At 66.5% G+C, this 13,937-nt stretch carries 13 protein-coding genes; 7 read left to right on the top strand and 6 right to left on the bottom strand.

The genetic code is table 11. The features are described 5' to 3' along the window. The first annotated feature begins 275 nt into the window (after window positions 1–275). The 3 genes from GSQ87_RS06015 to lepB all read left to right on the top strand — a co-directional run bounded on the left by GSQ87_RS06015 (window position 276) and on the right by lepB (window position 3,272). Window positions 276–1,010 (top strand): SDR family NAD(P)-dependent oxidoreductase, encoded by a 735-nt coding sequence (locus GSQ87_RS06015; protein WP_158914258.1) that lies wholly within the window; start codon window positions 276–278, stop codon window positions 1,008–1,010. A 120-nt stretch (window positions 1,011–1,130) separates the two neighbouring features. Further along, window positions 1,131–2,237, top strand: a complete 1,107-nt coding sequence (locus GSQ87_RS06010) for an FRG domain-containing protein (protein ID WP_158914256.1) — start codon at window positions 1,131–1,133, stop codon at window positions 2,235–2,237. 222 nt (window positions 2,238–2,459) lie between these two features. After that, a complete protein-coding gene (gene lepB, locus GSQ87_RS06005; protein WP_158914254.1) occupies window positions 2,460–3,272 on the top strand; it encodes a signal peptidase I in 813 nt (270 codons plus the stop codon). Between the two features lie 9 nt (window positions 3,273–3,281). Here the strand turns inward: lepB and GSQ87_RS06000 are convergent, their stop codons facing one another. Then, entirely contained in the window at window positions 3,282–4,475 is a 1,194-nt protein-coding gene (locus tag GSQ87_RS06000; RefSeq protein ID WP_158914252.1) for an acyltransferase, read from the bottom strand. 574 nt (window positions 4,476–5,049) lie between these two features. On the opposite strand from GSQ87_RS06000, the gene GSQ87_RS05995 reads away from it, so the two are divergent. After that, on the top strand, window positions 5,050–5,376 hold the full coding sequence (locus GSQ87_RS05995) for a hypothetical protein (protein WP_158914250.1): 327 nt from the start codon (window positions 5,050–5,052) through the stop codon (window positions 5,374–5,376). A 2-nt stretch (window positions 5,377–5,378) separates the two neighbouring features. Here the strand turns inward: GSQ87_RS05995 and GSQ87_RS05990 are convergent, their stop codons facing one another. Further along, window positions 5,379–6,317 (bottom strand): amino acid--[acyl-carrier-protein] ligase, encoded by a 939-nt coding sequence (locus tag GSQ87_RS05990; RefSeq protein WP_216839046.1) that lies wholly within the window; start codon window positions 6,315–6,317, stop codon window positions 5,379–5,381. 25 nt (window positions 6,318–6,342) lie between these two features. Then, window positions 6,343–7,551: an acyl-CoA dehydrogenase family protein gene (locus GSQ87_RS05985; protein WP_158914248.1), complete on the bottom strand. Its 1,209-nt coding sequence runs from the start codon at window positions 7,549–7,551 to the stop codon at window positions 6,343–6,345. A gap of 279 nt (window positions 7,552–7,830) precedes the next feature. Here GSQ87_RS05985 and GSQ87_RS05980 point away from each other — a divergent pair, with 279 nt between their 5' ends. The 3 genes from GSQ87_RS05980 to GSQ87_RS05970 all read left to right on the top strand — a co-directional run bounded on the left by GSQ87_RS05980 (window position 7,831) and on the right by GSQ87_RS05970 (window position 11,277). Next, on the top strand, window positions 7,831–8,085 hold the full coding sequence (locus tag GSQ87_RS05980) for a phosphopantetheine-binding protein (RefSeq protein ID WP_158914246.1): 255 nt from the start codon (window positions 7,831–7,833) through the stop codon (window positions 8,083–8,085). 5 nt (window positions 8,086–8,090) lie between these two features. Continuing rightward, a complete protein-coding gene (locus GSQ87_RS05975) occupies window positions 8,091–9,035 on the top strand; it encodes an alpha/beta hydrolase (RefSeq protein WP_158914244.1) in 945 nt (314 codons plus the stop codon). Window positions 9,036–9,351: 316 nt separating this feature from the next. After that, window positions 9,352–11,277 carry a methyl-accepting chemotaxis protein gene (locus GSQ87_RS05970; RefSeq protein ID WP_158914242.1) on the top strand — a complete coding sequence of 642 codons (1,926 nt, stop codon included), beginning with the start codon at window positions 9,352–9,354 and terminating at the stop codon, window positions 11,275–11,277. On the opposite strand, the gene GSQ87_RS05965 is transcribed toward GSQ87_RS05970, so the two are convergent. From GSQ87_RS05965 to GSQ87_RS05955, 3 genes are all read right to left on the bottom strand, one after another. Continuing rightward, window positions 11,274–12,269 (bottom strand): alpha/beta hydrolase, encoded by a 996-nt coding sequence (locus GSQ87_RS05965; RefSeq protein ID WP_254062752.1) that lies wholly within the window; start codon window positions 12,267–12,269, stop codon window positions 11,274–11,276. The two genes, GSQ87_RS05970 and GSQ87_RS05965, sit on opposite strands and share 4 nt — an antisense overlap. Next, the gene (locus GSQ87_RS05960; protein ID WP_158914240.1) at window positions 12,266–13,222 is read right to left on the bottom strand and encodes a hypothetical protein; all 957 of its coding nucleotides are present in this window, start codon (window positions 13,220–13,222) and stop codon (window positions 12,266–12,268) included. Before GSQ87_RS05960 ends, GSQ87_RS05965 begins: the two co-directional genes overlap by 4 nt. A 214-nt stretch (window positions 13,223–13,436) precedes the next feature. Continuing rightward, window positions 13,437–13,937, bottom strand: a 501-nt coding sequence (locus GSQ87_RS05955; protein ID WP_216839044.1) for a hypothetical protein, incomplete at its 5' end; no start/stop codon positions are given.

Raw genomic sequence — 13,937 nt, 5'->3', positions numbered from 1 at the left:
CCGGCGGTGAGGGTCCCCGCCTCGCTGAAGTTCGTTGAGGCCCTGGCGCTGACCGCCGGCGGCAAGCTGGAGCGGCGCAATGGGTAGCACCATGCTCCCTTCCCCCTCGAAGGGGGAAGGGCCGGGGATGGGGGTGAGTCCGCGACGTTTCGGGAAAGAAAACCAGAGGCGCCGCCTAAGCCCTTCCCCCAACCACAGCGCATGCCCCCCCGCCCCTGCCCCTCCCCCATCGAGGGGGAGGGAAAAGCCCTCTCGAACCGCCGGAAACCCAGCCCATGCGTAGCGTGATCGTCACCGGCGGCAGCAAGGGCCTGGGCCTCGGCGTGGTCCGCAAGCTCGCCAGCCAGGACTACCGCGTCATCGCCGTCGCCCGCTCCCCCAGCGAGGCCCTGCTCGCCGCCCAGGCCGAGAGCGCGTCGTCCGGCGTCGGCGCCATCCATTTCACCGCCTGCGACCTGTCCGACCTCGACGGCCTGGGCGAGCTGGCCAAGCGGATCAAGGCCGAGCACGGGACGCCCTGGGCCCTGGTCAACAACGCCGGCGTCGGTACGGCGGGCGTGCTGGCCAACATGCGCCCATCCGAGATCGAGGCGCTGGTCAGGCTCAACACCATCTCGCCCCTGGTGCTGACCCGCTTCCTGGTCGGCTCGATGATGGCCAAGGGCTGCGGGCGCATCGTCAACATGGCCTCGATCATCGCCTCCACCGGCTATAGCGGCCTGTCGGTCTACGGGGCGACCAAGGCCGCGATGGTCGGCTTCACCAAGTCGCTGGCGCGCGAGGTCGGCCGGGCCGGCGTGACCGTGAACGCGGTGGCGCCCGGCTTCATCCAGACCGAACTGACCTCCGAACTCGCCCCCGAAGACCGCGACCGCATCGCCAGCCGCAGCGCGCTCCGCCGCCTGGCCGAGGTCGACGACGTCGCCGAAGCCGTCGCCTTCCTGCTCGGCGACGCGGCCAGGAACATCACGGGGACGGTGATGACGGTGGATGCGGGGAATACGGCTTAGGGGTGGGCGCAGGTCCCGTGTCTCATACAAAGGCGGGATTGAGCGCCTTCGCGTTTCACGCGAACGTTGATTGTGGCTCTGTAACGCCTAAGCTTCGCCCTCGACGTGGCGGAGGCATCGGTGAAAGGGCAATGGAAAGGGCGCTACCGGGGCACCAATGCCGGTCTAGCCGTCGTCGAGCTTGACGATGAAGGCGATCATTTACGGGGCCTGGCCGAGCTATTCGATGATGACCAATCGCGCCCATGGTCACTCGCCTTCCTGAACGATGTGCCAAAGCGTGGCAATTTTTCGTGTGAAGTTGAACTAGCGTTTGTGAATCCGCAGACCCTAAAAATCATTTCAGCTCAAGAAGCTCAGACAGCAGCCCCCGGCGTGGCCTTTCCCAACAAGGCAATGGTCGCAGGGGAATGGACGCCGAATGGACTCAGAATATCATGGACAACCAGTGTCGATAGCCGAGGCATTGGCTTCCTTCGCCGCGGGCGTGTGGAATATAAATCCCAATATCGGCCCAATGGCCGGATAAATACTTGGGCTAAATTCAAAAACCACATCCTCACGCGCGAGCCCCAACGCTTCATTTTTAGGGGACAACCGCTGACAGCGCGGCTTCGTACGACGTTTCATCGGACCAACCGGGCAGACTTATTTCGTTACACGAGCCAGGACATTGAGTTGGTCAAACGCTATGTGACTGCGCGTGGCGGCCACATATTTGATCTTAGCCGGGCCGGGGAAAGTGGCGCTCTATATAGCTTGATTCAGCACCATGGTTTCCCCACGCCCCTGCTTGACTGGACTTACTCACCATACATCGCCGCATTTTTTGCGTTCAAGAACGCCACCCCAGCCGCATCACCCGACGGAAAGGTAAGAATATTTATATTCAACAATATCGCTTGGCGCGCCGATTATAATCAAGTTGATAAAATATCACTTGTAAGACCTCATTTCTCCATATTTGATTTGATGGCCATCGAAAATAATAGAATGCTTCCTCAACAAGCCCTATCCAGCTTGACGAACGTGGAAGATGTTGAGAGCTACATTAGAGAATGTGAGAAAATTCGCAAAAAAACTTATTTGGAAGTGATAGACCTGCCAATTACCGAGCGGGTGACGGTCATGCAAGACCTAAGCATGATGGGTATAACGGCGGGTGCACTTATGCCAGGCCTAGATGGAACATGTGAAGAACTTAAAAGCCGTCTTTTCGGCTTCTAGCGCAAGAATAATCTCTGCTCTTAGCGGCCACTACGAGGACCACCATTCGACACGGGCGTCTTGTAACTTTCCCAGCCGAAACCGCCCAGCGCTCCCCTTTCACAAACCAGAAAAAACCGCGCCGCACTGAGCCCACCCTTACCGAACCGTAACGAGCGCCCCACATTCTATGCTGGCATCATGCCCGCACGCGCCGACGGCGCCCCGCCAAAGGACGAGCCGATGCAGACCAGGACCAGCGGCCTCGACAGCCTGATCGGCCTGGCCAAGACCGTCGCGGTCGCCCTGGCCATCGCCTTCGTCCCGCGCGTGGTGTTCTGCCAGCCCTACACCATCCCCTCCGGCTCGATGGAGCCGACCCTGCTGGTGGGCGACTACATCCTGGTGGCGAAATACCCCTATGGCTGGAGCCGCCATTCCATCCCCTTCAACCCGCCGCTTGGGCAGGGCCGGCTGATGGGGCGCGCGCCCAAGCGCGGCGACATCGTGGTGTTCAAGGAGCCCCGCGACGGCAAGACCGACATCATCAAGCGCCTGGTCGGCCTGCCCGGCGACCGGCTGCAGGTGGTCCGGGGCGTGCTGCAGCTCAACGGCCAGCCGGTCCCGCGCCAGTTCGTCGCCAACACCACCGAGGCCACCGCCTTCGGGGGCGGCTTCCCGGTCCAGCGCTTCAAGGAGAGCCTGCCCAACGGCCGCGCCTACCTGGTCAACAGCTACGGGTCCGACACGGCGGCGGGCAACACCGGGCTCTATGTGGTGCCGGCCGGCTGCTACTTCATGATGGGCGACAACCGCGACAACTCCGCCGACAGCCGCTTCAAGCCCGGCGAGATCGGGGCCGGCCAGTCGCGCTGCGCCTGGAACACCGCGCTCGACAAGTACCTGCCGCCCGAGGAAGGCGCGGGCTATGTGCCGTTCGACGACCTGGTCGGGCGCGCGGACATGATCCTGTTCTCCTGGAAGCACGACGCCCCGATCTGGAACGCGCTGCGCTGGGACCGGATGTTCCATCGCCTGGGCGCCAACGCGGCCTGAAGCCCGCCCCTACTCCGCCGCCTGGACGGACGGGAGCGCCAGCAAGCTGCGCGCAGGGCCGTCGAGGCGGTCGCGGAGCTTGAGGAACGGCCGCTCCACTCCCCAGTACAGCAGCGCGCCGACAGCGCCGGCCAGCGCGAAAGCGGCGACGAAGCGGACATAGGGATTGGCTCCCACCAACGCGCCGCCGTGGACCTGGATGAAGTGGAACACCAGCTTGTGGCTCAGATACAGGCTGTAGGCGCCGGCCGCCAACGCGCCCGCGCCGGGAAGCGCGCGCCGCCCCAGCAGGCCGCGGGGACTCGAACCGGCGCTGACGACCAGACCCAGGCTGAGCGACAGCAGCGGATAGCCGAACACCGCCGGAAGCAGGGTCGGAATCTGATGGCGGAAGAACAGGATGCAGGCGACGACGCCAACGCACCCGACCGCCAGCATCAGGTTGGCCCGCTTCATCGCCGCCGCCCACAACCGCGGCCGGAAGGCGCGCAGCAGGGCCGCGACCACGCCGGCGAGCAGGCCGTCCAGCCGGGTCCAGGTCGGATAGTAGATCCGCTCCATATAGAGGTCGCCGTAGCCGTGCCCGACGGCCCCGCCCGGCAGGTGGGGCGCGAGGTCATGCCACCAGATGTAACCCCGCAACACCATGCCGCCGACCAGGACGAGCAGGCATGCGGCGATCACCCGCTGATAGTTCGGGCGCAACAGCAACGGGGCCACGACCGGCGGCAGCAGCAGATAGAACTGCTCCTCCACGCACAACGACCACACGTGCGAGAACGACTTGGGGACCGAGAAGTCGATCAGCAAGTTCTCTGTAAAAATCAGAAACTGCCAGAGCGGCTGGATATCCGGCCACTCGCGCGCCCTTGGCCAGGCGAAGTAGACCCCGACGACCACCAGATAGGCGGGCAAGGTCCGCAGGGCGCGCCGCAGGTAGAACCGCCTGACGTCTAACCGCTCTCCGTGCTCGATCGGCCGGAAGATCTGGCCGCCGATCAGGAACCCGCTCAGGACGAAGAATAGATCGACCCCCATCCAGCCGAACTGCACCACCTTGGAAGAGTAGGACACCAGGTCGAACAGGCTGGCGTGGTAGAGCATCACCCAGACGATCGCCACCGCGCGCAGCAGGTCCAGGCCCGGCATGCGAGGCGCGCGTATGGGGTCGGGGCCGCCTCGTAGGGCGCGGTGAATGGCCATGGTCGAGACGCCTCCGAGCGCCGCGCGGACGTCGCGCAGCGCCTCGGCGATGCAAGCTTTAGCGGGCTGTTTGACCGCCGCCTAGCTCCTCTGCCGATGGACGGCGCGGGCGTCCGGTCGCATGGTGGATTCTACGAACGGGGGCGTGCTTCATGCTGGCTGCTGTTGTCCTGGGCGCCTTGATCTCCTTGGGAAGCGGCGGCGACGACGCGCCATTACAACTGTTCCACGGCGCCGCCTTAGAGCGGCCGGGCCACATCCGACTCGCCTATAAGCTGTCGCGATTACGCTTGATTAAGCCAGCCGCCTTATTTTGCGACCAGTCGCACAACGGGCGGGACGCCACACGCACAAAATGCTTCGAGCCGCCCTGCTGGCGGCTACCTGCGCCTCGCTTGGCGCATGCGCGACCGTGATCCGGGGCCCAGAAGCATCTTGGGCGGTGAACTCCACGCCGAGCGGCGCCCTGGTCCAGACGTCGAATGGGTTGGGTTGTGCAGCCACACCTTGCTCATTGCGCGTCTCGCGAAAAGTAGGTTTCGTCGCGACCATCAGCAAACCTGGCTACAAGCCAATGAACGTCAACGTCTCCAACGATCTTTCCACGGGCAGCGGCGTCGCGTTTTTGGGAAACGCCGTCATCGGCGGTTTGCTTGGAGCTACCGTGGACATAGCGACCGGCGCCATCTACGACCCGTCCCCGAACAACTTGAATCTCGTGCTTCAACGGGATTTCTCTCAAGGCTTCGGCGAACAGCTTCTTCCTCCGCCTCCGATGTTCGCCTCAGAGGAGCGGTTCGATAGCCCGGCAATGTACAATTCATCCGCGAGCGATGGTCGAGTTGTAGCCATCAAGGTCTTCCAGGACGGCTCCGTCCAGGAAACGCGGGAAGCGCGCTAGAGCTAAACCCCCAACGCTTCCCGCACGCCCACCGGCCAGTTCGCCACGTCCACGCCGTGGGTGGCGAACAGGGCGACGGCCAGGCGGTCCATGCCGAAGGCGACACAGCCGGTGTGGCTGGGCTCGCCCGCCGCATCGCGCAGGTCCCAGGTCTTGCCGAAATGGTCCTGATGGTAGTTGAAGCTCATGCAGGCAGTGGGCTTGTCTTCCGACAGCACCGGGATCAGCAGTTCGAACTTCAGTTCCTGCATCTTCTGGCTGGCGGCCATCATCTGGCCCGCGCGGCCGAAGAACGGATCGCTGGCCACCTCGACCACGTAGGGCAGAGCCAGCCGGTCGGCCAGCCCCTTGGCGCGCTCGATCCAGTGCTCGCGGAAGCTCTGGATGCGGGCCGGATCGGCCACGCAGACATATTCGCGCATGCGGAAGGACTGCAGCCGGTCGATGTCGCGCGAGGGCTCGCGGCGGAAACAGTCGCAGGCCACGTCGAACAGGTAGCCGGTCTCCGGCACCACGCCGCGCGCCGCCGCGATCGGATAGACCGGATAGCAGCTGGCCGGGGTCAGGATCAGGTCCGACGACTTGAGCGCATCGGCCCATTCGCCGCTCGGCCCGTGCTCGTCGACCAGGGTGCGGATCTCGCGCTCGGTGCCGTGCAGGCAGCTGACGCAGCCGAGCAGGTTGGGGAAGCTGTTGAGATAGCCCGACTTCTGCAGCATGGCGCGGGTCATCACCGGCGGGAAGCGGAACACCTCGGCGCGCGGGTCGCGCTGGCGGGTGATCAGCCGGCCCAGCGCATCCACCATGTCCTCGTACAGACCGGTGCGCGCATAGACCCCGTCCGCGCCCATGGGCCGGAACAGGTGGGCGGAGATGGCGTCGAGCCGGTCTCCCCTCGTCTCGGCGAAGGGCGTCTCGAAGCGGCTGGGCATGACGGTCATCAAGTTGGCCTCCGGGGACAGGCGCTCAGCCGATCAGCGACGTGGGGACGTCGCTAAGCAGGGATGAGGCGCCGAGGTTGGCGAGGATGCGGTCGTTGTTGATCATGATCGGGGCGGACAGCACGTCGCGCAGCAGCCGGCCGATGCTGGCCTCGCCGTCGTTGCGATAGCCCGACAGGCCGCAGGCGCGCATGGCGCTCATCACCGTGGCCACCGCCAGTTCCGACGCCTCGACCTTGAGCAGGGTGATGCGGGTCTGGAAATCGAGGTGGGCCAGGGCCCGCGGATCGTCCAGCAGGCCTTCGTACTCGGCCTGGGCGCCGGCGATCAGCGACTTGAGCATGCGCAGCGACGCGGTGGCGCGGGCGTAGTGCGCCGCGCCGGGCGGCAGTTGGCCGCCGGCCTTGCGCGAAGCCTTGCGCAGGAACCGCTGGGCTCGCTCGCTGGCGGCGGCGGCGACGCCGGTCCACACGCCGGACCACAGCAGGTGGGCGGTTGGCGTCATGGTGTGGGCGTGGATCAGGGCGTAGGGCTCGGCCAGCACCTGGGCCGGCGCGCCTTGGGCCTTCAGCGCGAAGCCGGCGCTGCAGGTGCCGCGCATGCCCAGCGTCTCCCACGCCTGGGTGGGGGTGAGCGTATAGTCGGCCTTCTCGAACACGATCAGCACCTGGTCCGAACTCGCCGCGTCGCCGTCGCGCCGCGCGGTGGTGACCACAGCATCCGCCTGGGCGCCGTAGGACATCACTGTGGCGTCCCGCTCCAGGTGGATACGGCCGTCCTCGACGCGCACCGCGGCGGCGCTGGAGCGCACGTCGCCCCCGCCCTGCCCTTCGGTGGTGGACGAGGCCAGCAGCAGCTGGTCGGAAGAGACCCGGCGCAGGAAGTCGGCGTGCCAGGGCTCATGGGCGCCGTGGCGGATCAGGCAGGCCGCCTTGATCTGGTGCATGGCGAAGATCATCGCCGTGGAGGAGCAGGCGCGGCCCAGCGCGTAGCAGATGTCGACCACCTGCCCCACGCTCGCCCCGCCGCCGCCGAGCGAAGTGGGGACCATGACGCTCAACAGCCGCTCGGCCTTCAGCGCGTCGAACGCCTCCACCGGGAAGCGGCCGTCGCGGTCGACCGCCTCGGCGTGATGCGCCGCGATCGTGGCCACACGCTTGGCGCGAGCGGCGATGTCTGCGGTGGCGATGGGCTGGGGCGTGCGCACAGCGGTTTCCAGGGCATGGACGCTCATGACTGGCCTTCCATCGTGCAAGCGTGGATCGTCGCGAGCGGGATGATCAGGTTCGTCACCGCCCCCGGCTGTTTCGGCGTTTCAGTGCAGCGGATCATGGCTTGTCCCAGCATCCTCGACGTTGACGCGTGTTAACCGTACTACAGGTCTGACCCGGAATGGTACGTTTCAGACTTTCGCGGAGGACGGGTGCAATTTAGGCGCCCTTCAGACTCCGGCGTTATCTGGAAGGGGTGGAATTCGGCGCGGGCCGAATACAAGCCATGGGGTTTAGAAGCCGTGTCCGAAAACGAGCCGTCCGTACGCATCGCCGCCCTGGTGCAAGGCTTGCTGGCCAAGCATGACATCCATACCCAGGTCGACCCCGACGCCGACCTGCGCGAAGCGGGGCTGACCTCGCTGGACATGGTCAACCTGACGTTGGCGGTGGAAGGCGAGTTCGACGTCTTCATCCCCGCCGACAAGATGACGCCCGAACACTTCCGCTCGATCTCCAGCATCGAGGCCCTGGTCGGCGCTCTGGAGCCGGCCTGAGCCCCATGCCGATCGACCCGCGGGCCAAACGGCTGCTGGACCTGCTGGCGGCGGCGCGGGGTCCGTCGGACGCCGCCGACATCTCCCCGGCCGCACGGCGGGCGGCGCTGGACCAGCTCGCGGATCTGGCGGCCGGGCCGCCCATGGCGGTGGCCGAGGTACGCGACCTATGGATTTCCACCCCCGGCGGCGAGACGCTGGGCGCGCGCCTCTATGATCCGGCGCCGGGCGAGGTCCAGGCCGCACTGGTGTTCCTGCACGGCGGGGGCTGGGTCGCCGGCAGCCTGAAGACCCATGACGCCCTATGCCGCGCGCTCGCCGTCCATGGCCGCTGCAAGGTCCTGGCCCCCGACTACCGTCGCCCCCCCGAACACCCCCATCCCGCCGCCGTCCAGGACGGCCTGGCCGCGCTGAGCTGGCTGGCGGGCGAAGGCGACAGGCTGAGCGTCGATCCGGCGCGGATCGGCGTGGGAGGCGACTCCGCCGGCGCGCACGCGGCGGCGGAGGTGTGTCGGCTGGTCTGCGCCGCCGACCCACAATGGGACGGTCCCAGACCTGCGCTCCAGCTGCTGATCTGCCCCATCCTGGACCCGGCGGGCGCCCTGCCCTCACGCCAGGAGTTCCGCGACGGCCACTTCATCGACCCCGACACCTTCGCCCGCGACCGCACGGCCTATTTCGGCGCACCGGATCAGGTCGTGTCGCTGCTCGACGGCTCGGACCTGCGGGGCCTGCCCTCGACCCTGATCCACGCCGCCCAGTACGACCCTTTCCGCGACGAGGCTCTGGCCTATGCCGACCAGCTTACGGCGGCGGGCGTCCAGGTCCGCAGCACCCTGCATCCCGGCATGATCCACTACTTCTACGCCCTCGCCGGCGCGATCCCCGCCGCCCGCCCGATCCTCGAAACGATGGGCCGCGAGCTGGCCGAGGCGTTCGCCTGTATCTGAGCGCGCCCAGGCGAGGCGCCACGCCACGCCACGCCACGCCACGCCACGCCTGCGAAGAAAATCGCTCCCGATCGCGCACAAAGCCGAACATCGGAGAGCGGGCTGAAACAACATGAGTTACAACTTATCCGATAGTAAGTGAACTGATCTAATTTTTTTCTGCATTGTCGGCCCCGCTCGAAATAGACAGCGAGTCGCACGTTCCATGTCGACTTGGGATCGCCGATTTTAGGTTTTATTCACCCTATTCGTATCCTTAATGGAGGCCAGTGCTCCGACAGCTTATCCCTATTGATCTCAAAAATTGGAGCGGCCGGTGCAGGTTGCGGACGTACGTATCGCGCAGAAATTGATCGCCAGTTTCGCGGCCATCGTGTTCACATTTGCAATCACCTCAGGGATCATCGCCACGCGATTCCTGGCCGTCCATGGAGCGGTCGAGGTCAACCAGCATTCCTTCGAGATGCTGCGGGGCAGCCAGAAGGTGCTGATGGCGCTGGTTAACCAGCAGGACGCGCTGCGGGGCTACGTCGCCCACCCCGATCCCCAATTCCTGAAGAACTACGAGCGCTACGGCGGGGAGTACGACCAGTCCATCGCCGTCCTACGCAGCGGCGTGCGCAGCAGCGACCAGCTCCAGCGGATCGACCAGATCGAGACCCTGGTGAAGGAATTCCACGACCAGGGCGCCCAATCCCTACAGGCGGCTCATGACCCCGCCCGGATCGACGGGGTGCGGGCCGGCATCATCAACGCGGCGCGCCTGCTGACCACCCGTGATGTCATCGGGGCCCTGGAAGCGCGCGAGAACCAGCTTCTGACCGAGCGCACCCGGGCCGAAAAGGACGCCTTCTCCGCCGGCATGGCGACGCTCGCCCTGGGATCGGTCGCCGCCGTGGCCATCGCCGTCCTGGCCGGGTTCTCCCTGTTCGGGCTGATCGCCAAGCCGATCATCAGCATGACCGCCGCGATGCGTCGCCTGGCCTCGGGCGACAATACGGTCGAGATCCCTGCGGTGGGCCGGCGCGACGAAGTGGGCCAGATGGCCGAGGCGGTGCAGGCCTTCAAGGCGGCCGCGCTGGAGAAGCTGCGCCTGGAGGGCCAGAGCGGCGAGCAACGTCGCGCGGCCGAGGCCGAACGCGCCCGCAACGAGGCCGACAAGGCCCAGGCCGCCGAACGCCAGACCATCGCCATGGAGGGCGTGGCCGGCGGCCTGGAGAGCCTAGCCGACGGCGACCTGGTGTTTCGCCTGTCCACTCCGTTCGCCGCCGAATACGAGAAGCTGCGCACCGATTTCAACGCCGCCATGGACAAGCTGCAGCAAGCTATGAGGGTGGTCTCCACCAACACCACGGCCATCCGCTCCGGCGCCGGCGAGATCTCGGTCGCCGCCGACGACCTGTCGCGCCGCACCGAGCAGCAGGCCGCCAGCCTGGAACAGACCGCTGCAGCCCTCGATCAGATCACCGCCACCGTGCGCAAGACCGCCGAGGGCGCCATCCAGGCGAGAGGCGTGGTGGGCGACACCAAGGTCAACGCCGAACGCTCCGGCGAGGTGGTGCGCGACGCCATCGGCGCCATGAGCGGGATCGAACAGTCCTCCCGCCAGATCGGCAACATCATCAGCGTGATCGACGAGATCGCCTTCCAGACCAACCTGCTGGCGCTCAACGCCGGGGTCGAGGCGGCGCGGGCCGGCGACGCGGGACGCGGCTTCGCGGTGGTCGCCTCCGAAGTCCGGGCGCTCGCCCAGCGTTCGGCCGAAGCCGCCAAGGAGATCAAGGGCCTGATCTCGGCCTCGGCCCAACACGTGGCCTCCGGCGTCAGCCTGGTCGGCCAGACCGGCAAGGCGCTGGAGCGGATCGTGGTCCAGGTCACCGAGATCAACATCGTGGTCGGTGAGATCGCCGCCTCGGCCCAGGAGCAGGCCGCCGGCCTGCACCAGGTCAACACCGCCATCAACCAGATGGACCAGGTGACCCAACAGAACGCCGCCATGGTGGAGCAGTCCACCGCCGCCAGCCACAACCTGACCCAGGAAACCGAGGAGCTGGCCAAGCTGATCAGCCAGTTCAAAACCGGCGCCGAACCCCAGCCCACGCGCCACAACCGACCCACGACCCGGCCCACCGCCCCCGCCATGCGGGCGAAAAGCGCGAGCGCGCCGGCGATGAAGACGATCGGGCGCGGCGGCGCCGCTCGTAGACCCACCGCCGACGCCGACGGCTGGGAAGAGTTCTAGGGCGTCCGATCCGCCCGCAACCCCAGCGCCCGGATCAGGCCGTGAGTGAAGCTGATCGGGGCGACGGTGAGGTGATCCTCGCCGGGGATGGTCTCCACCGCCAGCCGAAGATTCGGGTAATGGCGTGAGGCGAGGTCGCTGGCGAAAGCCTGCTCGTCCGCCGCCATGTCGACGCCCTTGCCGTAGCGGAGGTCGCTGGAGCCCGGCCTGATCGTCTCGTAGCCGCCCACGGCCATATAGACGTCCGCGTCCATATCCTTGTGCGACCCGGCATAGGCCTGCTCGCGCGCGAACATCACCCGGTGGCCGTACCACAGCGAAGGACTGCTGATGAGGTAGTGCTGGAACATCGCCGGGTCCGACAGCAGGATATCGACGCCCAGCAGCGCCCCGTAGGAATGGCCGACATAGATCTTGCGGCCCATGTCGACCCGGTAGCTCCGGGCGATGAAGGGGAAGACCGTGCCGGCGATGAAGCGGCGATACCCCTCGGCTTCACCGAACCTCGGCGGACGTCCGGCCATGTCCGACACCAGATGCGTGTCCGCGCTGGCCGTGGGGGTGTAGTCGCGCCGCCGGCTGTATTCCGGCGTATCGCCCTGGGCGTAGGCCAGGCCCACGATCACCGCCTCCTCCATCCCCACGCCATGATCGCCGACGCGGCGGGTGATGCTGCGAAGCAACGGAAACCCATAGTCTGCGTCGGTGACGAAGATAACCGGGAAGCGGTGGCCCGGTCGCTGGCCATAGGACGGCGGCAAGCTGACCAGCAGCCGATAGTCCCGTCCCAGGGCGCCCGCGTGCAGGGTGCGGACCTCGGTATCCTCCAGGACGTAGGGAGGGGTCTGAACGGGGGTGGGCGAGGTCTGCCCGGCGCCGCCCGGCTTCACCGGCGCCGGTCGGGAACAGGCGGCGAGCGCCGCAGACAGGGCCAGGAGCGAGGCGGCGGCGACCCCGAGCGTCCAGGCGCCCGTCCCGGATTTCCCCCTCAAGCGTCGCCCTGGAACACGCCGCCGACCCAGTCCAAGGTCAGCCGCTGATAGATCGCCGCGGGCGGGGTCAGCAGGACCGGCCACATGAAGGCCGAGAACACCGCGCCCAGCATCATGTTGACCACGATCACCGGCGACAGATAGGCGCCCAGCGAACTCATGTTCGGATGCATCACCGCGCCCAGCGCGCCCAGGCCGCCGCCGAGCGCCGCGTCGACCGGCAACATGATCGCCAGGAAGATGATCCACATCACCAGGAACAGCACGAAGGTGAGCAGGTAGGCGCTCAGCATCGGCCAGAACCTGCCCCGCGTCAGCGCCCACGACCCGAACAGGTTGATCTTGCCGGTCGCGAAGGTGAACGCCGAGGCTAGGGAAAGCCGCACCCAGACGAAGATCCAGCCGCAGAACGCCGCCATTACGAGCAGCGTCATCACCAGGCCGACCACGCCCGCGACGACCGCCTTGTCCGCGCCATGGATCAGGACGCCGGCGATGACGGCCAGCACAACGGACACGATCACCATGCAAATGACGATCGCGAGATAGGCGGCCATGCCCACCAGGAACATCAGCACGAACAGGCCGAACTGCTTCAACTCGTCGGCCCCCAGGCGGAAATAGCCGAACCCGTCCTCGGCGGGCCTCAGCACCGCCCGGTTCATGGCGGCGTAGAGGATCGGATAGACCACCAGCGTGAGCACCATTATCAGCCCGTACATCGGCGCCAATTGCGCGAACATGGCCAGGTTCTGGGCCGGGTCGCGGGAGGCGGTCATCATGCCGCCGGCATAGAGCTTGGTCATCGCCGGGCCGGCGATCTCGACCATGGTCAGGGCGAAGCCGGCGGAGACGAAGAACTGGACCACGATCCAGAACAGCGCGATCCGCGGCCGCTCACGAACGATCCTGAAACCGGTGAGCGCGGCCTCCGTAACCGAAAAACCACCCATGACCGCCCCCACACGGGCCTCGCCTGGGCGCCGCTGATGAGCGCCATGTGCCGCAAGGTCAGATAGGGGTCAATCGGCTTTCCACCCTGTGGCGAAGCCCCCTGGGGCAAACCCGGCGGGGCGCATAGACGAAGAGCCGGAGATTTCTCTCCGGCTCTTCCCCACGTCACTCCAGGCCTCTTCGGGTTGGGACAAAGGACCGGAGATCGGTCCTTTACTCCCGCTCTCCATCCGGTCGCGGTGGCAGGGACGGCGCCAGGGGGAACGCCGGTGCGGCCTGAGGCGGGAGAGGCGTCTCCGTTATCGCGGGAGACGGGGACGGCCGCTCAGGCGTTAAATCGGCCTGAGCGAACGCAGGGTTGGGCTTTCCGTCGGGCTTCATCCGACAAGGGCGCCCAAGCGCATTGTAGGCGCGGAACACGTCCGGATTGCCGCACATCACCTCGCGCGCGGCGTCCCGGTCGCCGATGGTCTGGGCCAGTTCGCGCGCGTTCAGCCGGCGCACGCATTCCCCGTCTCGCCAGGTAGTGCCGGCGGTGACGCCCACCCCGATCAGCGAGACCCCGGCCGAAGACGATCCCATGCAGGTCTCCGTCAGCGTGGACGTCAGGGCCGGCGCGGCGATGGCCGGCGCATACCTGACCGTCTGTGAGCTCGGCGAGGTGTTGGTCGTGTTGCTGGTGATGCTCTGCGCGTTGCCCTGGTTGGACCCGCT

The organism is Caulobacter sp. S45, assembly GCF_009765965.1.
Lineage (GTDB): Bacteria > Pseudomonadota > Alphaproteobacteria > Caulobacterales > Caulobacteraceae > CAHJWH01.
The sequence above is the reverse complement of the archived record's forward strand: the minus strand, read 5'-3'. Positions and strand labels throughout refer to the sequence as shown.